Origin of the sequence: Variovorax sp. AB1(2024) (assembly GCF_037482385.2) — a bacterium.
GTDB lineage: Bacteria > Pseudomonadota > Gammaproteobacteria > Burkholderiales > Burkholderiaceae_C > Variovorax.
The window spans coordinates 2,565,552-2,587,845 of the sequence record NZ_JBBHKP020000001.1; the positions used below are offsets into that span (position 1 = coordinate 2,565,552).

General features: G+C 66.7%; 20 protein-coding genes and 4 tRNA genes. 18 read left to right on the forward strand and 6 right to left on the reverse strand.

The genetic code is table 11. The features are described 5' to 3' along the window. Positions 1-24: 24 nt before the first annotated feature. From WIX39_RS11975 to WIX39_RS12010, 8 genes are read left to right on the forward strand one after another with little or no spacing between them, the layout of a single operon-like run. Positions 25-1,080, forward strand: a complete 1,056-nt coding sequence (locus tag WIX39_RS11975) for a branched-chain amino acid ABC transporter permease (protein WP_081266897.1) — start codon at positions 25-27, stop codon at positions 1,078-1,080. After that, entirely contained in the window at positions 1,077-2,864 is a 1,788-nt protein-coding gene (locus WIX39_RS11980; RefSeq protein WP_106935228.1) for a branched-chain amino acid ABC transporter ATP-binding protein/permease, read from the forward strand. The genes WIX39_RS11975 and WIX39_RS11980 overlap by 4 nt, the downstream gene beginning before the upstream one ends. Beyond that, positions 2,861-3,592: an ABC transporter ATP-binding protein gene (locus WIX39_RS11985; protein ID WP_081266895.1), complete on the forward strand. Its 732-nt coding sequence runs from the start codon at positions 2,861-2,863 to the stop codon at positions 3,590-3,592. Before WIX39_RS11980 ends, WIX39_RS11985 begins: the two co-directional genes overlap by 4 nt. After that, positions 3,582-5,171, forward strand: a complete 1,590-nt coding sequence (locus WIX39_RS11990) for an ATP-dependent acyl-CoA ligase (protein WP_106935227.1) — start codon at positions 3,582-3,584, stop codon at positions 5,169-5,171. The genes WIX39_RS11985 and WIX39_RS11990 overlap by 11 nt, the downstream gene beginning before the upstream one ends. 4 nt (positions 5,172-5,175) lie before the next feature. After that, complete coding sequence (locus WIX39_RS11995) at positions 5,176-5,922, forward strand: SDR family NAD(P)-dependent oxidoreductase (protein WP_106935226.1); 747 nt, start codon at positions 5,176-5,178, stop codon at positions 5,920-5,922. Between the two features lie 53 nt (positions 5,923-5,975). Next, the gene (locus tag WIX39_RS12000) at positions 5,976-6,752 is read left to right on the forward strand and encodes an SDR family NAD(P)-dependent oxidoreductase (RefSeq protein WP_081266892.1); all 777 of its coding nucleotides are present in this window, start codon (positions 5,976-5,978) and stop codon (positions 6,750-6,752) included. Continuing rightward, on the forward strand, positions 6,749-7,279 hold the full coding sequence (locus tag WIX39_RS12005; RefSeq protein WP_081266891.1) for a MarR family winged helix-turn-helix transcriptional regulator: 531 nt from the start codon (positions 6,749-6,751) through the stop codon (positions 7,277-7,279). Before WIX39_RS12000 ends, WIX39_RS12005 begins: the two co-directional genes overlap by 4 nt. Before the next feature lie 2 nt (positions 7,280-7,281). Next, entirely contained in the window at positions 7,282-7,716 is a 435-nt protein-coding gene (locus tag WIX39_RS12010) for an acyl-CoA thioesterase (protein WP_081266890.1), read from the forward strand. 11 nt (positions 7,717-7,727) lie between these two features. Here the strand turns inward: WIX39_RS12010 and WIX39_RS12015 are convergent, their stop codons facing one another. After that, the gene (locus WIX39_RS12015; protein ID WP_106935225.1) at positions 7,728-8,123 is read right to left on the reverse strand and encodes a hypothetical protein; all 396 of its coding nucleotides are present in this window, start codon (positions 8,121-8,123) and stop codon (positions 7,728-7,730) included. A 152-nt stretch (positions 8,124-8,275) separates the two neighbouring features. Between WIX39_RS12015 and WIX39_RS12020 the strand changes: the two genes are divergently transcribed. The 6 genes from WIX39_RS12020 to WIX39_RS12045 all read left to right on the forward strand — a co-directional run bounded on the left by WIX39_RS12020 (position 8,276) and on the right by WIX39_RS12045 (position 10,763). Then, positions 8,276-8,479 carry a hypothetical protein gene (locus tag WIX39_RS12020; protein WP_155742439.1) on the forward strand — a complete coding sequence of 68 codons (204 nt, stop codon included), beginning with the start codon at positions 8,276-8,278 and terminating at the stop codon, positions 8,477-8,479. Between the two features lie 271 nt (positions 8,480-8,750). Next, positions 8,751-8,827 (forward strand) — tRNA-Arg (locus WIX39_RS12025). A 39-nt stretch (positions 8,828-8,866) separates the two neighbouring features. After that, positions 8,867-9,073 carry a short-chain dehydrogenase gene (locus WIX39_RS12030; protein WP_409195070.1) on the forward strand — a complete coding sequence of 69 codons (207 nt, stop codon included), beginning with the start codon at positions 8,867-8,869 and terminating at the stop codon, positions 9,071-9,073. 34 nt (positions 9,074-9,107) lie between these two features. Then, positions 9,108-9,181 (forward strand) — tRNA-His (locus tag WIX39_RS12035). Between the two features lie 61 nt (positions 9,182-9,242). Continuing rightward, complete coding sequence (locus tag WIX39_RS12040) at positions 9,243-9,806, forward strand: HNH endonuclease (RefSeq protein ID WP_409195071.1); 564 nt, start codon at positions 9,243-9,245, stop codon at positions 9,804-9,806. A 540-nt stretch (positions 9,807-10,346) separates the two neighbouring features. Beyond that, positions 10,347-10,763, forward strand: coding sequence for a hypothetical protein (locus tag WIX39_RS12045; protein WP_106935223.1), 417 nt, complete (start codon positions 10,347-10,349; stop codon positions 10,761-10,763). Positions 10,764-10,818: 55 nt separating this feature from the next. Here WIX39_RS12045 and WIX39_RS12050 read toward each other — a convergent pair whose 3' ends face one another. The 3 genes from WIX39_RS12050 to WIX39_RS12060 form a co-directional block, all read right to left on the reverse strand. Continuing rightward, positions 10,819-11,628 carry a response regulator transcription factor gene (locus WIX39_RS12050; RefSeq protein ID WP_106935222.1) on the reverse strand — a complete coding sequence of 270 codons (810 nt, stop codon included), beginning with the start codon at positions 11,626-11,628 and terminating at the stop codon, positions 10,819-10,821. Positions 11,629-11,943: 315 nt separating this feature from the next. Then, positions 11,944-12,216, reverse strand: coding sequence for a hypothetical protein (locus WIX39_RS12055; protein WP_155742437.1), 273 nt, complete (start codon positions 12,214-12,216; stop codon positions 11,944-11,946). A gap of 598 nt (positions 12,217-12,814) precedes the next feature. Further along, positions 12,815-12,890: transfer RNA gene (locus WIX39_RS12060), tRNA-Lys, on the reverse strand. Positions 12,891-13,029: 139 nt separating this feature from the next. Between WIX39_RS12060 and WIX39_RS12065 the strand changes: the two genes are divergently transcribed. Beyond that, on the forward strand, positions 13,030-13,737 hold the full coding sequence (locus WIX39_RS12065) for an SDR family NAD(P)-dependent oxidoreductase (RefSeq protein WP_081266883.1): 708 nt from the start codon (positions 13,030-13,032) through the stop codon (positions 13,735-13,737). Positions 13,738-13,789: 52 nt separating this feature from the next. Here WIX39_RS12065 and WIX39_RS12070 read toward each other — a convergent pair. After that, a tRNA-Ala gene (locus tag WIX39_RS12070) sits at positions 13,790-13,865 on the reverse strand. Positions 13,866-13,956: 91 nt separating this feature from the next. Here WIX39_RS12070 and WIX39_RS12075 point away from each other — a divergent pair. Further along, positions 13,957-14,823: an alpha/beta hydrolase gene (locus tag WIX39_RS12075; protein WP_106935221.1), complete on the forward strand. Its 867-nt coding sequence runs from the start codon at positions 13,957-13,959 to the stop codon at positions 14,821-14,823. Between the two features lie 30 nt (positions 14,824-14,853). Here WIX39_RS12075 and WIX39_RS12080 read toward each other — a convergent pair whose 3' ends face one another. Then, complete coding sequence (locus WIX39_RS12080; RefSeq protein ID WP_081266881.1) at positions 14,854-15,831, reverse strand: GMP reductase; 978 nt, start codon at positions 15,829-15,831, stop codon at positions 14,854-14,856. Between the two features lie 206 nt (positions 15,832-16,037). Between WIX39_RS12080 and WIX39_RS12085 the strand changes: the two genes are divergently transcribed. Together WIX39_RS12085 and WIX39_RS12090 are read left to right on the forward strand one after the other, a co-directional pair. After that, the gene (locus tag WIX39_RS12085) at positions 16,038-18,473 is read left to right on the forward strand and encodes a UvrD-helicase domain-containing protein (protein WP_106935220.1); all 2,436 of its coding nucleotides are present in this window, start codon (positions 16,038-16,040) and stop codon (positions 18,471-18,473) included. 107 nt (positions 18,474-18,580) lie between these two features. Continuing rightward, entirely contained in the window at positions 18,581-22,291 is a 3,711-nt protein-coding gene (locus WIX39_RS12090) for a DUF2339 domain-containing protein (protein ID WP_106935219.1), read from the forward strand. Positions 22,292-22,294: the final 3 nt, after the last annotated feature.

The window sequence follows — 22,294 nt, forward strand, 5'->3', positions numbered from 1 at the left end:
TTCGACTTTCCGGAGGGCTGCGCGATGACGTGGGACGTGGCGCTCATCCTTCTCACCGACGGCCTGGCCAACGGCGCCGTCTACCTGCTGGCCGGGCTCGGGCTGGTGCTGATCTTCTCGGTCACGCGGGTGGTGTTCGTGCCGTTCGGCGACATCGCAGCCTTTGCGGCGCTGTCGCTCGCGGCATTCGAGACCGACCGCGTGCCGCCGACCATCGGCATGGTCGCGGTGCTGGCCGCGCTGGCGCTGGCCACCGAGATCGGCAGCCTGCTGCGGCGCGGCGAGGCCGCGCGCATTCCCAAGGCGGTGCTGATGTGGGGCGTGCTGCCGGCCATTCCGTGCGTGCTCGCATGGCTGGCAGCGCGGCCCGGCGTGCCGGTGGCGGTGCACATCGCGGTCGCCGTGCTGCTGGTGGTGCCCATTGCGCCGCTGCTCGCGCGGGTGGTGTTCCAGCCGATCGCGGATGCATCGGTGCTGGTTTTGCTGATCGTCTCTCTGGCGCTGCACTTCCTGCTGTCGGGCCTGGGCCTGCTGTTCTTCGGGCCCGAAGGCTCGCGCACCACGCCGCTGACCAGCGCCGTGTTCACGCTGGGCGACGGCTTCACCGTCAGCGGGCAGGTGGTGCTGATGGTGGGGGCGGCCATCGTGCTGAGCGGGCTGTTCTTCCTGGTGTTCGAGCGCACGGTGGCCGGCAAGGCGCTGCGCGCCACGGCCGTGAACCGGGTGGGTGCTCGGCTGGTCGGCATACGGCCGGTGCGCACGGCGCTGCTGGCATATGGCTGCGCTTCGCTGCTGGCGGGGCTGATCGGCGTGCTCATCGCGCCGGTGACCACGATGTATTACGACTCGGGGTTCATCATCGGCCTGAAGGCCTTCGTGGCCGCGATCATTGGTGGGCTCGTGAGCTACCCGATGACGGCCGTGGGGGCGCTCGCGGTCGGCGTGGTGGAGAGCTTTGCCTCGTTCTGGAGCGGTGCGCTGAAAGACGTGATCGTGTTCAGCCTGCTGATTCCCGTGCTCATGCTGCGCTCCTTCATGGCGGCGCACGCCGAAGAGGAAGAAGACGAGGTGGACCAATGAACGGCAATCGCAAACGCATGGCGTGGATCGCCGGGCTGGTCGTGGTGCTGGCGCTGGTGCCGGCCGTGGCGGGCAGCTTCACCGTCTCGCTGCTGAACGACATCGGCATCGGCGCGCTGGTGGCGCTGGGTCTGGTGCTGCTGACCGGCGTGGGCGGCGCGACCTCTTTCGGGCAGGCGGCCTTCGTGGGCATCGCGGCGTATGCGACCGCGTGGCTCACGACGACGCAGGGCATGTCGCCCTGGATCGGGCTGTTGTTCGCATTACTGCTCACGGGGCTGTCGGCGCTGGCCATCGGCATGCTGACGCTGCGCCTGGGCGGGCACTTCCTGCCGCTGAGCACCATCGCCTGGGGGCTGTCAATCGCGATGCTGTTCGGCAATGTCGACGCGCTCGGGCGGCACACGGGGCTGTCGAACATTCCGGCGCTGCAGATCGCGGGCTGGTCGCTGGCCGATCCGCGTGCCATGTACTACCTGATCTGGGTGGTGGTGGGGCTGGCCTGCCTGTTCAGCTACAACCTGCTGCAGTCGCGGCCGGGCCGCGCGATTCGCGGGCTGCGCGGCGGCGCGACGCTGCTGGCGAGCGTGGGGGCGGACGCGTACCGCGTGCGGCTCTCGCTGTTCGTGACGGCCGCGCTTTTCGCGGGGCTGGCGGGCTGGCTCTATGCCCACATGAACCGCTTCGTGAGCCCGTCGCCCTTCGACGTGCGCGCAAGCATCGAGTACCTGCTGATGGCAGTGGCAGGCGGCCTGGGCCAGCTTGCCGGCGCGTTGGTGGGCGCCGCGCTGGTGCTGGTGCTGAAGAACGGCCTGCAGGACGTGCTGCCCATGCTCACGCAGCGTGCAGGGCAGCTGGAGGCGGTGGCCTTCGCGGCGCTTTTCATCCTGCTGCTGCACTTTGCGCGCGGCGGCGTGATGGGGCTGCTGCGCCGCTGGACGCGCCGGCGCGGCGGCGCCCAGGGGCCTTCGCGCCACGATGCGCCGCCCGTGGAGCCGTTGCCGCACCGCACGCTGCCAGAGCGCGGCTCGCAGGTGCTGTCGGTGAACGGCGCGGTCAAGCGCTTCGGCGGGCTGGTGGCGGTGAACGACGTGAGCTTCGATGTGAAGGCCGGCGAGATCGTCGGGCTGATCGGGCCCAACGGCGCGGGCAAGTCGACCATGTTCAACCTGCTGACCTGCACGCTGCCGATGAGCTCGGGCCAGGTGCGCTTCCTGGCCCACGACATCGCAGGCATGCCGCAGCGCGAAGTGGCGCGGCTGGGCCTGGCGCGCACCTTCCAGCATGTGAAGCTGCGGCCGCACATGAGCCTGCTGGACAACGTGGCGCTGGGCGCGCACTCGCGCACACGCTCGGGCATCCTGAAGGCCGGGCTGCGGCTGGACCGCACGGAAGAGCGGCAGATCCTGCAGGAGGCACAACGCCAGCTCGACCGCATCGGCCTGGGCGACCGCGCGCACGAACTCGCGGGCAGCCTGCCGCTGGGCACGCAGCGCATCCTGGAAATCGCGCGCGCGCTGGCCGCCGACCCGGTGCTGCTGGTGCTCGACGAGCCCGCAGCGGGCCTTCGCCGCAAGGAAAAGATGGCACTCGGCGATCTGCTGCGCAAGCTGCGCGAGGAAGGCGTGACCATCCTCATCGTCGAACACGACATGGACTTCGTGATGAAACTGGTGGACCGGCTGGTGGTGATGAACTTCGGCTCCAAGCTCGTGGAGGGCGTGCCGTCGGCGGTGCGCGCCGACGAGCGCGTGCAGGCGGCTTACCTGGGGAGCGTCGTATGACCGCGATGCTGGAGATTGGCGACCTGCACGTGTCGTACGGGCAGGTCGAGGCGGTGCGCGGTGTTTCGCTCGACCTGCAGCCGGGGCAGATCATTTCGGTGATCGGGCCGAACGGCGCAGGCAAGACGACATTGCTGGCCGCGGCGATGGGCCTGCTGCCCTGCAAGGGCACGCTGCGCTTCGAAGGCGAGGACCTGCAGGGGCTGGACGTGGAGGCGCGCGTGGAGCGTGGCCTGTGCCTCGTGCCCGAGAAGCGCGAGCTGTTCGGCGAGCTCACCGTGCTCGACAACCTGCAGCTCGGCGCCTACGCCAAGCGGCTGCGCGGCGATGCCATGAAGAAGCGGCTGCAGTCGGTGTACGACCGTTTCCCCCGCCTGGCCGAGCGCAGGTCGCAGCGCGCGGACACCCTGTCGGGCGGCGAGCGGCAGATGCTGGCGGTGGGGCGCGCGCTGATGTCGGCGCCCCGGCTGCTGATGCTCGACGAGCCCAGCCTCGGCCTCGCGCCGCTGATCGTGCGCGACATCCTGACCATCGTGCGCAAGCTGCGGGAAGACGGCGTGTCGATCCTGCTGGTGGAGCAGAACGCACGCGCGGCGCTGGAAAGCTCGGACCAGGGCTACGTGCTCGAGACCGGCGAGATCGCGCTGTCGGGTGCCTCGGCCGAACTGGCCAGCGACCCGCGCGTGCAGGCGACCTATCTCGGCGGAGGCACGCACGATGACGACTGACGCCCGCGCCGTGCCGCCTGCCCGGCGCACGCTGCCCGCGATGCTGCTGAGGCAAGCCGAGGTGTTCGGCGCGCGCGCGTTGCTGCGCATCGGCGCGCATGCCTGGACCCACCGCGATGCGGCGCGGGTTGCCGCCATCCGCGCCGGTGCGCTGGCGGCCGCAGGCGTGGCGCGTGGCGACCGCATCGCGGTGATGTGCGGCAACCGCGTCGAGTTCCTGGAGAGCTTTCTTGGCGCGGGATGGCTGGGCGCATCGACGGTGCCGGTCAACACGGCATCGATGGGGCCGCAGATCGAATACTTCCTGGCGAACAGCGAGGCGAAGCTGCTGGTCATCGAGGCCGCATTCGTCGAGCGGCTTGCGACAGCGGACCTGGGGCGCACGGCGCTGCGCGAGATCTGGGTCGTCGGGGACGCGGACGCTGTCGGGTGGTCGGCGCCCGCCGGCGTGCGCCTGGTGCCGTATCCCGAGGCAGGAGACGCGCTGGAGGCCGCACCGGTGCAGCCGGGCGATCCGCTCGCCATCCTGTACACCTCCGGCACCACCGGGCCTGCCAAGGGCGTGATCTGTCCGCATGCGCAGTATTTCTGGTGGGGCGTGAACAGCGCGGAGGTGCTCGGCGTGGGGACCGATGACGTGCTGTGCTCCACGCTGCCGCTGTTCCACATCAACGCACTCAACACCTTCGCGCAGGCCGCCCTGACCGGGGCCGAGGTGGTGTTCGAGCAGCGCTTCTCGGCGTCGGGCTTCTGGCCGGCGATGCGCGCGAGTCGCGCGACGGTGGTCTACCTGCTGGGCGCGATGGTGCCGATCCTGCTCGCGCAACCGGAAGGGGCGGGGGAGAGGGATCATCGCGTGCGCATCGGGCTCGGGCCGGGCGTGCCTTCCGCGGCGGGGGCGGCGTTCAGGGCGCGCACGGGTGTGTCGCTGCTGGAGGGCTACGGCTCGACCGAAACCAACTTCGCCATTGCCACAGCGCCCGATTCGCCGCGCGGCGCCGTCATGGGCTGGCTGCGGCCGGGTTTCCAGGCACGCGTGGCCGATGAGGACGACGTGGCGCTGCCGCCTGGCGAAGCGGGCGAACTGCTGCTGCGCGCGGACGAGCCCTACGCCTTTGCGAGCGGGTACTTCAACATGCCGGAGAAGACGGTCGAGGCGTGGCGCAATCTCTGGTTCCATACGGGTGACCGCGTGGTGCGCGATGCCGATGGAGCCTTTCGCTTCGTCGACCGCATCAAGGACGCGATCCGCCGGCGGGGCGAGAACATCTCTTCATTCGAGGTGGAGCAGGTGCTGCTGAGCCATCCGGGGGTGGCCGCGTGCGCGGTGTATCCGGTGCGCTCCGAGCTGGCTGAAGACGAGGTGATGGCCGCGCTGGTGGCGCGAGAAGGCGTGCCGGTCGACCCTGCCGAGCTCGCGCGTTTCTGCGAGGGGCGCCTGCCTTATTTCGCGGTGCCGCGCTACATCGACGTGCTGGCCGACCTGCCGCGCACCGAGAACGGCAAGGTGCAGAAGTTCAAGCTGCGCGAGCGCGGCGTGGGCCCGCTGACCTGGGACGGCCGCCCCGCGAGGAGCTAGGCGCATGACGAACGCAGCGCTCCCCCTTGCCGGCCGCGTGGCGTTCGTGACGGGTGCGGGGCGTGGGCTGGGCATGGCGATTGCGCGCGGACTCCATGAGGCGGGCGCGCGCGTGGCGCTCGCCGACATCGACCTTGCAGGCGTGGATGCGGCGGCGAAAGAGACCGGCGGGCTCGCGATGGAACTCGATGTGCGTGACGAGGGCGCTTTCTCTGCTTGCTTCGACAAGGCCGTGGCCCGCTTCGGCGCCGTCGACATCATGGTCAACAACGCGGCCCGAACGCCCACAACCTCGCTTTGGGACATCACGCCTGAGGAATGGGACGACGTGCTCGCCATCAACCTGCGCGGCAGCTTCTTCGGTTGCCGCATTGCCGGGCTGCACATGCGTGAACGCGGCGCGGGCCGCATCGTCAACCTTGCTTCGATGGCGGGGCAGCAGGCCAGCGCGGCGACCGGCGTGCACTATGCGGCCAGCAAGGCCGCGTTGCTGGCGCTGACGCGCTCCTTCGCGCAGGAACTGGCGCCGCATGGCGTGACCGTGAATGCGCTGGCCCCGGCGGTCATCCAGGGCCCGTTGCTCGATGCGCTGGACCCCGCGCGCCGACAGGCGCTGCAGGCAGGCATTCCAATGGGGCGTTTCGGCTTGCCGGAGGAAGTAGCAGCTGCCGTGGTCTATCTCGCGTCTCCCGCGGCGGCCTTCATGACCGGCGCCACCCTGGACCTGAACGGCGGCCGTTTCATGCGGTGACACCCCGCGTCCGCCTGCTCCGCTAAAATGATTCAGAACTAAAACATTCAGGTATGCACTCAAATTCACTGACTGGCCGCCATGCACTCGTGACGGGTGCCGCACGCGGCATTGGCGCCGAGATCGCCCGCACCCTGGCCGCGGAGGGCGCCGTCCTGACACTGCTGGGGCGCGACCGCGAGGCACTGCAGCGAGTGGCAGATTCGCTCGAAGGCGCCGGGCACGGCGTGGCTGCTGCCGATGTGGCGAACCCGGAGGCGGTGCAGGCCGCTTTCGCCGAAGCGCGCGCCGCGCGCGGGCCGGTCGCCATCCTCGTCAACAACGCTGGCGCGGCAGAGAGTGCGCCGTTCCTCAAGACCTCGTTCGATCTCTGGCAGCGCATGCTGTCGGTCAATCTCACGGGCAGTTTTCTTTGCGCGCAGGCCGCATTGCCGGACATGCTCGATGCCGGCTGGGGCCGCATCGTCAACATCGCGAGCACGGCAGGGCAGAAGGGCTACGCGTACGTGGCGGCCTATACCGCGGCCAAGCATGGCGTGGTCGGGCTCACGCGCTCGCTGGCGCTGGAGGTGGCGCGCAAGGGCATCACGGTGAACGCGGTGTGTCCGGGCTATACCGACACCGACATCCTGCGCAACAGCGTGGCCAACGTGGTCGGCAAGACGGGGCGCAGCGAGGCCGATGCGCTGGCGGAGTTCTCGAGCGTCAACCCGCAGCGCCGCATCGTGCAGCCGGCCGAGGTGGCCGATGCGGTGCGCTGGCTGTGCGGTGCGGGCGCGGCGTCGGTCACGGGGCAGTCGATCTCGGTTTCCGGAGGAGAGGTGACATGACACGCAACGACGCTTCCCACGCCGCGCTGAGCGATGCCGAAGAACTCGGGCACGAGGCGCGCGCGGGCCACGAGGACCACGCGATGCTCAAGCTGTGGCTGCGCATGCTGGCCAGCACCACGCAGATCGAAGCCGAGATCCGGCGCCGGCTGCGCGAGCGCTTCGGCATTTCGCTGGCACGCTTCGACTACATGGCGCAGCTCTATCGCTACAAGGACGGCCTGAAGATGCGCGTGCTGTCGCGCTACCTGATGGTGACGGGCGGCAACGTCACCGGTCTTACCGACGAGCTCGAGCGCGAAGGCATGGTGGCGCGCGCCCCCAGTCCCGACGATCGTCGCGCATGGATCGTGAGCCTCACGCCCACGGGCCGCCGCACCTTCGAGACGATGGCGAGCGAACACGAGCAGTGGATCCTCGAGATGTTCTCGGGGCTCGACATGAAGACGGTCAAGCAGCTGCACACGCAGCTCGGCCTGCTGCGGGTGCATGTGATGCGCGGCGAGCCGGCGGGTGAGGAGGGCTGAGCATGGGCAACGGCAACGAGTTCTGCCGGCCGCGGCTGATCCGCTTCTCGGATTGCGATCCAGCGGGCATCGTCTTCTATCCGCAGTACTTTGTGATGCTCAACGGCCTCGTCGAAGACTGGGTGAACGAAGGCCTCGGCCTCAGCTATCACGGGCTGGTGGCACAGCGGCGAATCGGCTTGCCCACCGTGAAGCTCGAAGTCGACTTCCGTGCCGTGAGCCGCATGGGCGACCAGGTGATGCTCGGGCTGGCCGTGGAGCGGCTGGGTTCGCGTTCGATGACTTTGCGCGTGCGCTGCTTCGATCCGGCCGACGGTGAAGTGCGCATGCAGATGCAGCAGGTATTGGTGACTACGTCGCTGGAAACCCATCGCGCGGTTGCCATACCGGACGACATGCGCGCGGCCATCGTGCGCAACGCGCCCGAATTGGGCTGAGCACTCGCTGCTTAGTGCGCGGACTCGCTGCCAGGCACTGCGTCCTGCGCGCGCTTCTTCAGCCAGCCGGTGAGTTCCTTCTTGCCCTTGGCATTGGCGCTGCGCCATGCCTCGCGTGCCGCCGCGATGAAGCGCTCTTCCGCTGCATCGGGCACTTCGCTGGGACGGTCTTCCTTGTCGAGCCAGCCGGCTTCCACGTTGCAATGCCGCTCGATCTGCCGCGCCAGGTTGTCGCCGATGGGCCGGGCACTCTTGATCTGGCTCCACATGCTGGGAGAGATTTCGATCTTCTTGGCGAACGCCTGGTCCAGCCCCTTGGCGGGCAGGCCGGCTGCAACGGCCTCTTCGAGAAAACGGCGATGAAGCGCGAGGGCATTGCGGCGACGCGCGACGGTGGTATTGGGCACTGTTCAAAAACAACAACGAGAAAAAAAGATTGTCCCGGTTGTTGACGGTGCCGTAAACACTATTTACAGTCGGCTTCATTCGCGGCCCAAACCGCACTTTTTCCCCCAACCCCTGACGGCCGGCAGCGGCAATCTTTGACCCAGGAACCATCGTGAACATCGCATTGACCTTCACCAGCAATCGACCCGCCTCGGGTCGATCGCTCGTGCGCGTCGGGGCGTGCGGTGGTTTCGGCGGCATGCCGTCGATCCGACTGAATCAGCACCAGAGCCACGCGTATTCCACAAAAGCCGCAGGCAGCCTGCGCGTTGGAAAAGTCGAGGATCAGGTGCTACCGGGTGGAGGTTGCGCATAGGCGCATACCTTCCAAGCTCTCTCAGCAGAGGCCCGGACACCGAAAGGTTCCGGGCCTTTTTGTTTTGTTTGTTGTTGGCCGTGCCTGGCCATTCCGGGTGTGCCTTCACCACACCGCCAGAGCCCACCGCGTAGACGGTCTGGCGGGATGTGCAGGAATTGATCACTCCTGTGCAGCGACGTCGTACGGGGCAGCGCCCAGCGCTGTCCGTCGCGTGAGGACACAACCGGAATGGAAAGCAGGCGGGCAAGTTTCGATTCCCGTTTTTCGACCCGCGTTAGCTCAATGGATCAGAGCACTTGCTTACGAAGCAAGGGGTTGCACGTTCGAGTCGTGCACGTGGGGCCAGTTTTTTCTGTTTGCTGTCACATCAACCAAGGAGCCGTCATGCGCAAGCGCAACACCCCGATCCGGATGATCACCGTGCGTCCCGCACAGCCGCGCAAGCGCATGGTGCTGGCCCTGGCCCGCAGATTCGGCATCGTGACCGATGCTCGGCGTGCTTTGGAAGGTGCTGATGCATTGCCTGGTCGCGAGCCTCAGCTCGAGGGCCTCGATCTCGATCAGCGCGTGCGCGCAGTCGGCGAGTGGTAGCGGCTGCCTGACAGCAAGCAACTCATGTTTCGTGGTGCACGTAGCTCAATGGCAGAGCCGCGGGTTGTGGTCCCGCTGACGACGGTTCGATTCCGTTCGTGCACCCCATCGTTATCTGGATTTCATCCAACGTCGCCAAGACGACCATCGCCGCGAAAGGAGGCGATATATGCATCCTCACGTCCTGCAACTCGACATTCAGGGCACGCCGCAAGCCTGGACCTCGCTGGAGCAGGCGGTGTTGCACTACGCCACCGGCTCCGTGGCCTGGGAAGACGGTGACCTGCCGCTTGCCACCCTGCGCGGTGGCTTCAACGTGGCGCGCGGCATGCAGTCTCGCGTCGAGGTGGCACCGATCATCGCGCTGCGCGGGGCCTCGAAGATCAACCTCTTCGACGTGGTGCCGAGCGTTACCAAGAGAAAGCTCTTTCGCCGCGACCGCCACACCTGCGCTTACTGCGCAGGCGTGTTCCAGGAACGCGACCTGCAATGCGAGCATGTAATGCCTGAATCACGCGGCGGCCCTTGGACATGGACCAACCTCGTGAGTGCGTGCGCCGTCTGCAACAACCGCAAGGCCGCGCGCACACCGGAAGAAGCCGGCATGCCGCTGGTGTACCTGCCCTACGTGCCGAGCCGCTTCGAGAACTTTCTGCTCGAAGGCCGCAGCATTCGTGCGGATGTGCACGAGTGGTTGGCGAAGCGGTTGCCCAAGGGTTCGCGGCTGCACTAGGGGCTCTACCGTGATGCTCGTTTATGTCCGTGCCCATAAAAAAGCCCGCTGTCTTCGAGGCAGCGGGCTTTGGCTCATTCAGTGGCCGGGTCAGCGCCCGACACCGAAGAAGCGGTAGGCGACCAGTCCTGCGGCCGCGATTCCCCCCACGATGACAGCGATTACCTTGGCAGTGCGGCCGTTGCCGCGCCGCGAACGAGGCCAGTGGTCCGGTCCGATCAAGTCGATGGGTACCGTGGGTTTGCCTATGTCGGAAGCCTTTTCCATGGCAAGAAATATAGCCGACCCCCGAAGCCGCACGCCGTTGCCGGTTCATTTTGTGGTTCCCTGGCGTCGCTGTCGATTCAGGCTGCGAGCAGACAAAAAAATACCCGCATGAGCGGGTCTGAACGAGCTTTTGAGCTTCGAGTTTGTTTCCCCTGTCTTGATGTTCTTGTGATGCGTGACAGCCATTGCAAGATGCCATGTCGCACAGGGAGCTTTTGCAGGTCGTGCCCCTCCGCGGCGTAATAAGTCGACAAATATGTGGAATATTTCCTCATGAACAGAAAAATCGTTCTCGAAAGTTTGGCCAAGGCACTCGCTAGCTGGGTTCGCAACGCTTCGGCGGCGCAGCTCTGGCAGGTGCATCAATCCGGTGGTTTGGGTGCTTCCATCGACGTGGACGAAGACATCCTCCGGGTTCGCGTTACCCTGGGCGGCCCGCGCAATGCGCTGTCGGAGCTTGGCAAGACCGACGGGCGCTTGCCGGTGACAGAGGCCTTTCTTGGCAGCAGAAACGCGGCTTGGGGCACGCCGCCACTGCAGGGCAGTCTCGCGCGTGAACAGTGGTTCCTGTCGAGCGAACTCGCCCAGGAGCACGCACGCCAGTACCTCGCCGCTGAGATCGGTGAGCACCAGGAGGCGCTCATGCGCTTTGTCGATGACTGGGCTGCCGGGCGAGGCGCCGCACCCTGAGCTTGCCGCTGCGCGGTGTCATTGCCCCTTCACTGCCCCTTCTTTGGGGCGCGAATCACATCGCCGGGATGTGAGCTTCCTCGACGCGCAGGCTGGTGAAGGCCCCTGTTCTTTGCGGCTGATGCGTCGGCTGCAGTACTCGTCCCAGTTCATAGCCGCGTCCGTAGACCGTGTGCAGGATGAAGCCGTTCTCCCTCGAGAGGGCAAGTTTGCGGCGGATGCCCGACATGCAGACATCAAGCACGCGGCTGTCCTTGCGCGTCACGCCGGTACCCCAGAGCAACGAAAGAATCCAGTCCCGCTCCAGCAACTGGCCGCTGTTGCGGAAGAGCAATAGCGCGAGTTCGAACTCGCGGGGCTTCAGTCGCACCTCCTGATCGTCATTCATGACCACGCGGTTGGGTCCGAGAAAACGATAGCGGTCGAACGCGAGATCGATGTTGCGCACAGGCGGAGCGGGCGACACCTCCATGCGGCGGACGAGGGTGCGTATGCGCCAGTCCAGATCGAGATCGCTGATTGGCCAGACGATGAAGTCGATGGCGTGATCCTTCGAAGCTTCTTCTCGTACCGCGACCAGTTCGTCGACCGGCATATGGCGCTGTGCTTCGTCGACGACCAGGAGTACGGGCACATGAAGCACCTTGCACATGGCAACGATTCCGGTCCATCCGCCCTCGTCCTGCAGCGTCAACAGGAGCAGGCTGAACTTCCTGCCGCTTCCCAGCGCCACCAGGAAGTCGGCACCGCGGTCGAATGTCGCGGATACATGTCCCATGGACCGGAGCTTTTCGCTCAGCATCACCGCCCGTACCTTGTCGCAGCCCACGAGTGCGATGGGCTTCATTTCCGTCAACTGGTTCATTGCCAGTTCCCCCTGTCAATAGTTTTCGATCGAGCCATGCCGGCGCGCTGTTCGCAGCGCCGGGTTTGTATCGACCGCTCCAGAAGAGCGGTCGACGGCTTGAATCTCCACTTTTCAGCGCGTTCGGAAAAGGTTGGGGCGAGACAGGAATGGGTTCGGTTCGGCCAAACGCACAGACTTGTTCAGCAAGGTCTGTGCGTTTGTGAAGAAAGTCCTGCTTGGTGGCAGCAGGTGCGCATGCGGCGAGGCACGCAAGAACACACCTGACGCACCCGCGTCGACGCAGTGAGCCAAGATGGCCGACGGGCGTTGCCGCTAGGACGCGGGCACGAGTTGGACGTCTTGCGCGGGATCCTGGTGAAGGATCATTGCCCAGGTCAATTCGAAGCCCATCAACGCTTTGTCCGATACAGGACTTGCTTCAAGATGAGCCTGAGAAAACTGCCGCTGTTGCACAAGTTCTTGTGCGAGCAGGCTGGGCTGGGGGTGGGTTTTGATGAGCGCTCTGAGAGCTGCCGTCAGCGCCATCTCTGTTCCGAGAAGGTTTGCAGCTGAAGCGGTGGTCGTTGCCTCTTCCGGTGTGGCCATTTTGTCCTGCCCTTGCGGGCTCCGTGTTGAGGACTTATGACTGTACTCCAAGAGCACGCCCAAGTAGTGCAGCTGCTTCGCGACTGCTATGCAGTGCTGGCTGGCAGCGCATGCGCACCAACGAAAAAGCCCGCACAAGGCGGGCTTCGGGAATGTGGTCGTGAACTCTTACGCGGTCCACGCTACGGCAAATTCTTTTGCATGAAGTCATTTTTGTTTTCTTCGTCGTAGTGACTTCGACGCGCTGGTATGGGGTTCAGCTTGCCCCGGAGGACAGCGCTCAGAACCATTGAGCGTTGCGGGATTGTACTCGACCCCCAGCCTTTGATCAGGGTGGCAGGTACTTGGGCCATGGCGCTGAACCTCGCAGCAATCATCGCGTCGTCCGAGCAAGGGGTACTGCCGCCTTGGCTGATTGCGCGATCTCGATTTGAGGCCGCTGTTGTGTTGTGATGCGCGGCTTTTTCAGACAAGCTGGAAAAGAAAAAACCTCCCAGTCTTTCGACGGGAGGTTTCTCTGTTTGCGGAGCACGTTTCGCAATTGCAAAACAGTGCTTCTTAAGAAATAGCGCGAGAACCGCGCAGTTCCTAGTGTTGGTGGTGGGCCCTGAGTGACTCGAACACTCGACCTACGGATTAAGAGTCCGCTGCTCTACCAACTGAGCTAAGAGCCCTTGCTTTGAAAACATTTAGTGTTTTCTGGCAAGACCACGAGTATATCCCAGATTTTGATCTTGTCCAAAAAATTTGTGAGTTGCAGCGTTAGGATGCGCCACACCCGACGGACCACGTCCCTCAACCAGGAGAATTTCGATGACCGATGCGAGCACCACGTCCCATGTCTTGATCACCGGCGCGGCTGGCGCGCTGGGCCGCGCAGTGGCCCAGCATTTCCTTGACCAAGGCGCGCGCCTTGCGTTGGTCGACCATCACGCAGACCGGCTCGCCGAAGTCTTTCCGGGCCTCGACAACTCGCGGCACCTGCTGCTCGCGGGCGACGTGACCTCGGCATCCGGCATGGCCGGTCTTGCCGCGCAGGCGCTCAAGTCCTTCGGGCAGATCGACGCGCTCGTGCACATCGCAGGTGGTTTCGAGATGGGTGAGGCCACGCATGCGCTCTCGCGCGAGAGCTGGGACCGGATGATGAATCTCAACGCATGGTCGTTCGTCGCGGTGACTCAGGCTGTGCTGCCTTCGATGATCGAGCGCCGCGCGGGCAGCGTCGTGGCCGTGACGGCGAAGGTCGCCGCACGTGGACTGCCGGCGATGGCCGCGTACATCGCTTCGAAGAGCGCGCTGCAGCGTCTGGTGGAAGCCATGGCGGCGGAAGCGGCACCGCACGGCGTGAGCGTGAACAGCGTGGCGCCGAGCGTGCTCGACACGCCCGCGAACCGCCAGGCGATGCCCGACGCCAATCCGGCCGAGTGGGTGTCGACCTCGGTCGCCGCGCAGACCATCGGCTTTCTCGCTTCGCCGGCGGCCGCCGCGCTGCACGGCCAGCACCTGACGCTCGACACCTGAGCCGCAAAAGGAAAAGGCCCTGGCGGATGCCAAGGCCTTTTTCGGTGTCGGTTGGTGGAGAGGAGGAGGATCGAACTCCCGACCTCCGCATTGCGAACGCGGCGCTCTCCCAGCTGAGCTACCCCCCCAACGCAGGCCAAATTTTAACCAGAACCACGGTTTTGGGCCATTGCGCCGTGCCAAGATTCGCGCCTTTCGAAGCACTGAGAAAAGAACCGCATGGCCTCGTACGAACCCGCCTGGCTGGAAGGCATGTACAACAATCTTGCGCGGGTGAAAGACCACCCCGCGTACTTCCAGCGCTGGGCGCGCGACTCCGCCGCCGCGCGCGACACCTTGCCCGCCCGGATCGACATTCCCTACGGCAGCGGCACGAACGAAACGCTCGACGTCTTCCCGGCACCCGTGCCCGACGCGCCCGTGCTGGTCTTCATCCACGGTGGCTACTGGCGCGCCATGGACAAGAAGGACCACTCTTTCATCGCCCCGGCGTTCAACGACCGCGGCATATGCGTGGTCCAGCCCAACTACGCGCTGTGCCCCGGCACGCCCGAGCAGCCCGTGACCGTGCCCGGCATCCTGATGCAGATGGTGCGCGCGCTCGAATGGACGTGGCGCCATGTCGCGGCCCATGGCGGCGACCCCTCGCGCATCACGGTGGCGGGGCACTCGGCCGGCGGCCACATGGCGGCGGCTTTGCTGTCATGCGACTGGAAAGCGGTCGCGCCCGATCTGCCCGCCCAACTGGTGCGCAACGCGCTGTCGATTTCCGGCCTCTACGACCTGCGTCCGCTGCAGCACACGCCTTTCCTGATGAACACGCTGAAGCTGACCGATGCCGACGCCCTGCGCGCCAGCCCGGCGCTGTGGCCCGCGCCGAAGCGCGGCCAGCTCTACGCAGTGGCCGGCGGCGATGAGAGCGAGGAGTTCATCCGCCACAACGCGATGATCCGCGAGGCGTGGGGCCGCAACACCGTGCCGGTGTGCGAGGTGCTGCCGGGCCTCAACCACTTCGGCGTGGTCGATGCGCTTGCGGACCCGGCCCACGCATTGCACCGACACGCGGTGCACTTGCTCGAAGCCTGAACGGCGCGGCGGCAGCGCAGGGCAGGGCGCTTACATCAGCAGGTGTTCGCCCGCGTTGTCGCCGCCCAGCGTGACGTAGTTGACCTTGCGGATGTCCATCAGCGTGCGGCCGCCCGCATAGCTTATCGAGCTCTGCACGTCCTGCTCCATCTCGACCAGCGTGTCGGCCAGCTTGCCCTTGATCGGCTCGAGGATGCGCTTGCCTTCCACGTGCTTGTATTCGCCCTTGTTGAAGTCGCTGGCGGAGCCGTAGTACTCCTTGAACAGCGCGCCATCGACCTCGACCGTCTTGCCCGGCGATTCTTCGTGGCCCGCGAACAGCGAGCCGATCATCACCATCGAGGCGCCGAAGCGCACGCTCTTGGCAATGTCTCCGTGGTCGCGGATGCCGCCGTCGGCAATGATCGGCTTGGTCGCCACGCGCGCGCACCACTTGAGCGCCGACAGCTGCCAGCCGCCGGTGCCGAAGCCGGTCTTGAGCTTGGTGATGCAGACCTTGCCCGGGCCGATGCCGACCTTGGTTGCGTCCGCGCCCCAGTTCTCGAGGTCGATCACCGCTTCGGGCGTGCCGACGTTGCCGGCAATCACGAAGGCCTTCGGCAGCTTCTGCTTCAGGTAGCCGATCATGTTCTTCACGCTGTCGGCATGGCCATGCGCGATGTCGATGGTGATGTATTCGGGCGTCAGGCCCTCGGCCACGAGCTGGTCGACGGTGTCGTAGTCGGGCTTTTTCACGCCGAGCGAGATTGAGGCGAACACGCCCTTGCCCTGCATGTCCTTGACGAACTTGAGGTTGTCGAGGTCGAAGCGGTGCATCACGTAGAAGTAGCCGTTCTGCGCCAGCCACAGGCAGATCGACTCGTCGACCACCGTCTTCATGTTGGCGGGCACCACCGGCAGGCGGAAGCTGCGCTCGCCCAGCTTCACGCTGGCGTCGCATTCGGAGCGGCTCTCCACGCGGCACTTGCGCGGGAGCAGAAGAATGTTGTCGTAGTCGAAGATTTGCATGGCCAGGCTCCAGAAAGGAATCGTTGAAGGGAACGAAAGAGCGCTTGGTCCGGCCGGTTTTCGCAGTGCGTTCAGCAAAGAAAACGCCCACAAAAAACCGGGCGCAAGAAACTTGGGCCCGGTGATTGATTTTACGCGGTCTTGCGAAGCCGGGTCTTCCGCCTCTTCGTATAACCGGCATACGCAGTGGTTTCTACAATCGGAGGATGTTGTTTAATGATCCTGCGGCTGACGCCCACTCCCCGAATCCTTCGGACCTGCCGCTGCTCAAGAACCTGAACGCGGAGCAACTGGCCGCGGTCACGTTGCCCGCAGGCAACGCGCTGATCCTCGCGGGCGCCGGTTCCGGCAAGACCCGCGTGCTGACCACGCGCATCGCATGGCTGCTCCAGACCGGGCAGGTGTCGGCCGGCGGCATCCTCGCCGTGACCTTCACCAACAAGGCCGCCAAGGAAATGATGACGCGGCTGACGGCCATCCTGCCCGTCAACGTGCGCGGCATGTGGATCGGCACCTTCCACGGCCTGTGCAACCGCCTGCTGCGCGCGCACTGGAAGCTGGCCAACCTGCCGTCCACCTTCCAGATCCTCGACACGCAAGACCAGCTTTCGGCCATCAAGCGGCTGATGAAGCAGTTCAACGTCGACGACGAGCGCTTCCCCGCCAAGCAGACCCAGTGGTTCATTGCCGGCGCCAAGGAAGACGGCCTGCGCCCCGGCGACGTCGAGGTGCGCAGCGACGACGACCGCAAGAAGGTCGAGCTCTACCAGCTGTATGAAGAGCAGTGCCAGCGCGAAGGCGTGGTCGACTTCGGCGAGCTCATGCTGCGCAGCTACGAACTGCTGCGCGACAACGACCCGGTGCGGGAGCACTACCAGCGGCGCTTCCGCCACATCCTGATCGACGAGTTCCAGGACACCAACCGCCTGCAGTACGCGTGGATCAAGATGCTCTCCGGCAACACCGTCGGCGGCCAGTTCGAGCCCGGGCGCGACAACAGCGTGATTGCCGTGGGCGACGACGACCAGAGCATCTATGCGTTCCGCGGCGCGCGCGTGGGCAACATGACCGACTTCGTGCGCGAATTCGACGTGCGCCACCAGATCAAGCTGGAGCAGAACTACCGCAGCTACAGCAACATCCTCGATTCGGCCAACGAGCTCATCAGCCACAACAAGAAGCGCCTGGGCAAGAACCTGCGCACCGACCAGGGCCCCGGCGAACCGGTGCGCGTGTACGAGTCGACCACCGACCTGGCCGAGGCGCAGTGGATGGTGGAAGAAATGCGCCAGCTCGCGCGCGATGGCTTCGATCGCAAGGAGATGGCCGTGCTCTACCGCAGCAATGCGCAGAGCCGGGTGATCGAAACCGCGCTCTTCAATGCGTCCGTGCCGTACCGCGTGTACGGCGGCCTGCGCTTCTTCGAGCGCGCGGAAATCAAGCATGCGCTGGCCTACCTGCGGCTGCTCGAGAACAAGGACGACGACACCAGCTTCCTGCGCGTCGTGAACTTCCCGCCGCGCGGCATCGGTGCGCGCACGCTCGAAACCCTGCAGGACGCGGCCCGCGCGGCCGGCCGTTCGCTGCACGACGCGGTGAGCGTGGTCGGCGGCAAGGCGGGCGCCAACCTCACCGGCTTCGTCGCCAAGATCGACGTGCTGCGCGAGCAGACGCAGGGCGTGAGCCTGCGCGAGATCATCGAGCTGGTGCTCGACCACAGCGGCCTCGTCGAGCACTACAAGGCCGACCGCGAAGGCGCCGACCGCATCGAGAACCTGGAGGAACTGGTGAACGCGGCCGAGAGCTTCGTCACGCAGGAGGGCTTCGGCCGCGACGCGGTGGCGCTGCCGGTCGACGAACTGCGCCAGTCGCCCGCGAGCCAGGGCATCGACCTGGCGCGCCCGGTGATCGACGAGCCGCTCGCGCCCGACGCGGAGACCGGCGAAACGCTGAGCCCGCTGGCCGCGTTCCTCACGCATGCAGCGCTGGAGTCGGGCGACAACCAGGCGCAGGCCGGGCAGGACGCGGTGCAGCTGATGACCGTGCACGCCGCCAAGGGCCTGGAGTTCGACTGCGTGTTCATCACCGGCATGGAAGAGGGCCTGTTCCCGCACGAGAACTCGATGAGCGACTTCGAGAGCCTCGAGGAAGAGCGCCGCCTGATGTACGTGGCGATCACCCGTGCCCGCAAGCGCCTGTACCTGAGCCATTCGCAGACCCGCATGCTGCACGGCCAGACCCGCTACAACGTCAAGAGCCGGTTCTTCGAGGAGCTGCCCGAGGGCGCGCTCAAGTGGCTCACGCCCAAGAACCAGGGTTTCGGCGGCGGCACTTCGGCCTTCGGATACGGCGGCGGCTACGGCAGCACGCGTGGCGGGGGAGGCGGCGGTGGCGGCTACGGCGCCAACAGCTACGGCGGCAGCCGCGACAAGGACACCTTCGCCAGCCCGCCGGTGCCGCCGCAGAAGACGGCGCCTTCGCACGGACTGCGCTCGGGCATGCAGGTGTTCCACAACAAGTTCGGCGAAGGCACGGTGACGGCCCTCGAAGGCACCGGCGACGACGCGCGGGCGCAGGTCAAGTTCGCGCGGCACGGCGTCAAGTGGCTGGCCTTGTCGGTGGCCAAGCTCACGCCAATCTGAGCTTGCTACTAAAGCTATAGCTAACAACCCAGGCTGCTCGCGGCGCCGTGCGGCCCCGCCTGCTGAACCGCCGTAAACTCCGCACTCGCCAAACAAGGGGAGTCAGGATGTGGTTCATAGGCATCATTGCCGGCCTGTTCATAGGGGCGCTGTTCGAATCGGTGCCCGTGGCGTTGGTGCTCGCGGTGGCTGGTGCGTTCCTGTTGCCGCGGTTGCTCGGCAAGAAGAAGGTCCCGCCGCATCGCACCGAAGCTGAACGCATCCCGGGCCAGGCTCCCGCGGACCCTGTGGCCGCCGACGGTGGCATGGTGAAGCTTCAGCGGCGCGTGATGGAACTCGAACAGCGGGTCGCCACGCTCGAGCGGCGGCTGACGCAGGGCGCGGGCGACAGTGCGGTGCAAGCCTCCGAGCTGCCTGCGGTGCCCGAAGTCGCGCTGGCCGAAGTTCCGTTGCCGCCCGCCCAGCCGCTGGAGGTGCAACGGCCGCAAGTCGCCGTCGTGCAGGTGCCTGGGCCGGAGGTCGCACCCCAGCCCGCCGCTCCTGAAGCTCCGACTCCCAAGCCCCCGGTAGCCGCACCCGTGCGCCGCCCGCCGCCGCCACCTCCGGTCCCGCTGCGCGATCGTCTCCCCGCGCCCATCGCCAACCTGATCTTCGGCGGCAACATGCTCGTCAAGCTCGGCGTGCTGATCCTGTTCCTTGGCCTGGCTTTCCTGCTGCGCTACACGGCCGAACGCGTGACCGTGCCGATCGAATTGCGCTACGCGGCGGTGGCGCTGGTCGGCGCCGGCCTGCTGGTGCTGGGCTGGCTGCTGCGCAACAAGCGCGCGGGCTATGCGCTGATCCTGCAGGGCGCGGGTATCGGTGTCTTCTATCTCACGACGCTCGCGGCCATGAAGCTCAGCGGGCTGCTGCCGGCCAGCGTCGGCTTCGCATTCCTTTTCGGCGTGGCGGTGCTGAGCGCGGCGCTGGCGGTGCTGCAGAACGCGCCGGTGCTGGCGATCGTCGCGGCGCTCGAGGGCTTCGCCGCGCCGGTGCTGGCGTCCACCGGGTCCAACCAGCCGGTGGGGCTCTTCACCTACCTGCTGGTGCTCGATGTCGGCATCGTGCTGATCGCGTGGTTCCGGGCCTGGCGCGTGCTCAACCTGATCGGCTTCGTCGGCACTTTCACGCTGGCGGCCGGCTGGGCGCACAAGTACTACACCGACGACCAGTACGCGACGGTGCAGCCCTTCCTGATCGTCTTCTTCCTGCTGTTCACCGCCATCGGCCTGCTGTTCGCGCGCCGCACGCTGTTCGACGCCCCGGTGCAGCCCGCCCAGCCGCTGGCCACCCGCGCGCTCGACACCCTGCGCCGCGCGGGCCGTGTCGACAGCTCGCTGGTGTTCGGTACGCCGATGGTCGCGTTCGGCATGCAGGTCCTGCTGATGCGTCCGTGGGAATACGGCGCCGCGTTCTCGGCGATGGCGCTCGCGGCCTTCTATCTCGTGCTGGGCCGGCTGGTGTTTGCCACGCAGCCCAAGGGGCTGGCTCTGCTCGCGGAGGCCTACGCCATCGTCGGCGTGATCTTCGGCACCCTCGCGATTCCGCTGGGCCTTGAAGGGCAGTGGACCGGCGCGGCCTGGGCGGTGGAAGCCGCTGGCATGTACTGGCTGGGCGCACGGCAGCAGCGGGTGTATGCGCGGGCCTTCTCGTTCGTGGTGTTCGCCGGCGCCGTGCTGAAGCTGTTGGAGGCCACCCGGCTCGACGCAGCACCGGGGCACCCCTTGCTCGACGGTTCGCTGATCGGCCCGGTGCTCGTGGCCGTGAGCGCGTTCGCGATGTGGGCCATCCACCGCCGCGTCCGGCTCGACGAGGGCAAGGGCGTGGAAGCCGTGGCCGGCGGCGCCCTGCCGTGGCTCGGCATGGCCGCGCTCACGCTGCTGCTGTGGCAGTGGTGGACGCCGCCGTGGGCGGCCGCTGCAACGGCGGTGCTCGCCTCGGTCACCTTTGCGGTGGCGATCCGCTTCGCGTTGTCGCCGCTCGCGCGGGTGAGCTTCGGCATGCAGGCGCTGGCGGTTGCGGGATTCATCGCGACGCTGCACCGCACCGGCGAAGTCGTCGACGGGCGCGTGCTCGAAAGCGGATGGCAGGGTGCCGTGGCGGCCACTGTCATCGCGCTCAGCGTGCTCGGCAGCGCCGCGTGGTCGATGCTGCAGGCGCATCGCGCCGCGTTGGCGCGCGGCGTGCAGCCGGTGTGGTCGACGGGCAATGTGGTCGGCGTGCTGGCCGGCGTGAGCCTGCTGCATCTGGCGATGCTGTTCCAGCTGAGCCTCGCGCAGGCCGCGCTGCTGTGGCCGCTCACCGCCACGGCGGTGCTGTGGGTTGCGCTGCGCATGGCGCATTTCCCGCTCGCCGCGCTGGCCGGGGTGCTGCAGGTGATCAGCGCTCTCGCATTCGGCGCGACCCAGTCGGCCGGGCTCGATGCAGCCGGCGCACCGGCCTTCGCCAGCCTGCGTTTCTGGACGCCCGTGGTGCTCGGCCTGGCCGCACTGCTGGCAGGCGACTGGCTGCGCGACGAAGCGCGGCCTCGCGCGAGCGAGCCTGCCGGCTCGGCGCGGCAGCGCTGGGCCAATGCGTGGTGCGCCATCCCTGTGGTGCTTTGGACGCCGGTGGTCTGGGGCCTCGGCTGGTGGCTGTTCGGCATGCTGGACGAAAGCGTTCGCGTGCTGGATCGCCACGGGTTGTCGGTCTACGTGCCGGCGGCTGCGACGGCCGTGGCGCTCGTCACCTCCGCGCTGGCGGCGCTGGTCGCGCATCGCCGCGATTGGCAGCAGTTGGGCAGGGCGACCATCGCCACCTTGCCGGGCTTCGGCCTGATCGCGGCCTTTTGCATCGTGGGCGGGCCGACGCTGTTCTACGTGCCGTCGAGCACGCTGGGCTGGATCGCCTGGCCCCTTGCGCTCGCCTGGCATCTGCGCTTGCTGCGCGCGCAGAAGCAGTGGTTCGAGGCCTGGGTGCTGACGCCTTTCCATGTCGCCGGCTTCTGGCTCTTCCTGCTGCTGGCCGCGCGCGAATGCCAATGGCAGCTCGGCCGCGTCGGCGCCGAGTGGTCGAGCTGGCAACTGCTGGGCTGGGCGATCGTGCCGGCGCTGGTGCTGTGGGCGATGCGCTCGCGCGCGCTGCTGCAACGCTGGCCGCTGGCCGAATACCGCGGCGCCTACCTGGAGCTGGCCGCGACGCCGGTGGCCGCATACCTGCTCGCCTGGGTGTGGGTGACGAACGCCGTCAGCCCCGGCGATGCGGCGCCGCTGCCCTATGTGCCGCTGCTGAACCCGCTCGAACTCGCGCAATGGCTCATGCTGTTCGCGCTGGTGCTGTGGTGGCGTGCGCTGCCGACGGCGTCGTTCGCACGCGTGCAGCCGATGGTCGCGAAGGGCGCGGCCGGTTTCACCGGGCTTGCGCTGCTCACCGGCATGGTGCTGCGCACCTGTCACCACTACGCGGGCGTCGAATGGCGCTTCGATGCGCTCTATGCCTCATGGCTCACGCAGGCGGCGCTGTCCATCACCTGGGCCGTCTGCGGCGTGGTCGCGATGGTGCTCGGCCATTCGCGCCGGGTGCGCACCCTGTGGGTGGCTGGCGCGGCGCTGCTCGGCGTGGTGGTGCTGAAGCTGTTCTTCGTCGAACTGGCGGACCGAGGCGGTTTGTTCCGCATCGTGTCGTTCATCGCGGTGGGAGCCTTGCTCCTGCTGGTGGGGTATTTCGCGCCCGTGCCGCCGAAGCGGGAAGAGGCACAGGATGCGTCGGAGAAGTCGCCGACGGAAGGCGGGGTTGCATGAGCC

Bases quoted from the DNA above. Each gene is read 5' to 3' on its own strand.
- WIX39_RS11975 (WP_081266897.1), top strand. From the start codon at position 25: ATGACGTGGGACGTGGCGCTCATCCTTCTCACCGACGGCCTGGCCAAC.
- WIX39_RS11980 (WP_106935228.1), top strand. From the start codon at position 1,077: ATGAACGGCAATCGCAAACGCATGGCGTGGATCGCCGGGCTGGTCGTG.
- WIX39_RS11985 (WP_081266895.1), top strand. From the start codon at position 2,861: ATGACCGCGATGCTGGAGATTGGCGACCTGCACGTGTCGTACGGGCAG.
- WIX39_RS11990 (WP_106935227.1), top strand. From the start codon at position 3,582: ATGACGACTGACGCCCGCGCCGTGCCGCCTGCCCGGCGCACGCTGCCC.
- WIX39_RS11995 (WP_106935226.1), top strand. From the start codon at position 5,176: ATGACGAACGCAGCGCTCCCCCTTGCCGGCCGCGTGGCGTTCGTGACG.
- WIX39_RS12000 (WP_081266892.1), top strand. From the start codon at position 5,976: ATGCACTCAAATTCACTGACTGGCCGCCATGCACTCGTGACGGGTGCC.
- WIX39_RS12005 (WP_081266891.1), top strand. From the start codon at position 6,749: ATGACACGCAACGACGCTTCCCACGCCGCGCTGAGCGATGCCGAAGAA.
- WIX39_RS12010 (WP_081266890.1), top strand. From the start codon at position 7,282: ATGGGCAACGGCAACGAGTTCTGCCGGCCGCGGCTGATCCGCTTCTCG.
- WIX39_RS12030 (WP_409195070.1), top strand. From the start codon at position 8,867: ATGCGCAAGCGCAACACCCCGATCCGGATGATCACCGTGCGTCCCGCA.
- WIX39_RS12040 (WP_409195071.1), top strand. From the start codon at position 9,243: ATGCATCCTCACGTCCTGCAACTCGACATTCAGGGCACGCCGCAAGCC.
- WIX39_RS12045 (WP_106935223.1), top strand. From the start codon at position 10,347: ATGAACAGAAAAATCGTTCTCGAAAGTTTGGCCAAGGCACTCGCTAGC.
- WIX39_RS12050 (WP_106935222.1), bottom strand. From the start codon at position 11,628: ATGAACCAGTTGACGGAAATGAAGCCCATCGCACTCGTGGGCTGCGAC.
- WIX39_RS12055 (WP_155742437.1), bottom strand. From the start codon at position 12,216: ATGGCCACACCGGAAGAGGCAACGACCACCGCTTCAGCTGCAAACCTT.
- WIX39_RS12065 (WP_081266883.1), top strand. From the start codon at position 13,030: ATGACCGATGCGAGCACCACGTCCCATGTCTTGATCACCGGCGCGGCT.
- WIX39_RS12075 (WP_106935221.1), top strand. From the start codon at position 13,957: ATGGCCTCGTACGAACCCGCCTGGCTGGAAGGCATGTACAACAATCTT.
- WIX39_RS12080 (WP_081266881.1), bottom strand. From the start codon at position 15,831: ATGCAAATCTTCGACTACGACAACATTCTTCTGCTCCCGCGCAAGTGC.
- WIX39_RS12085 (WP_106935220.1), top strand. From the start codon at position 16,038: ATGTTGTTTAATGATCCTGCGGCTGACGCCCACTCCCCGAATCCTTCG.
- WIX39_RS12090 (WP_106935219.1), top strand. From the start codon at position 18,581: ATGTGGTTCATAGGCATCATTGCCGGCCTGTTCATAGGGGCGCTGTTC.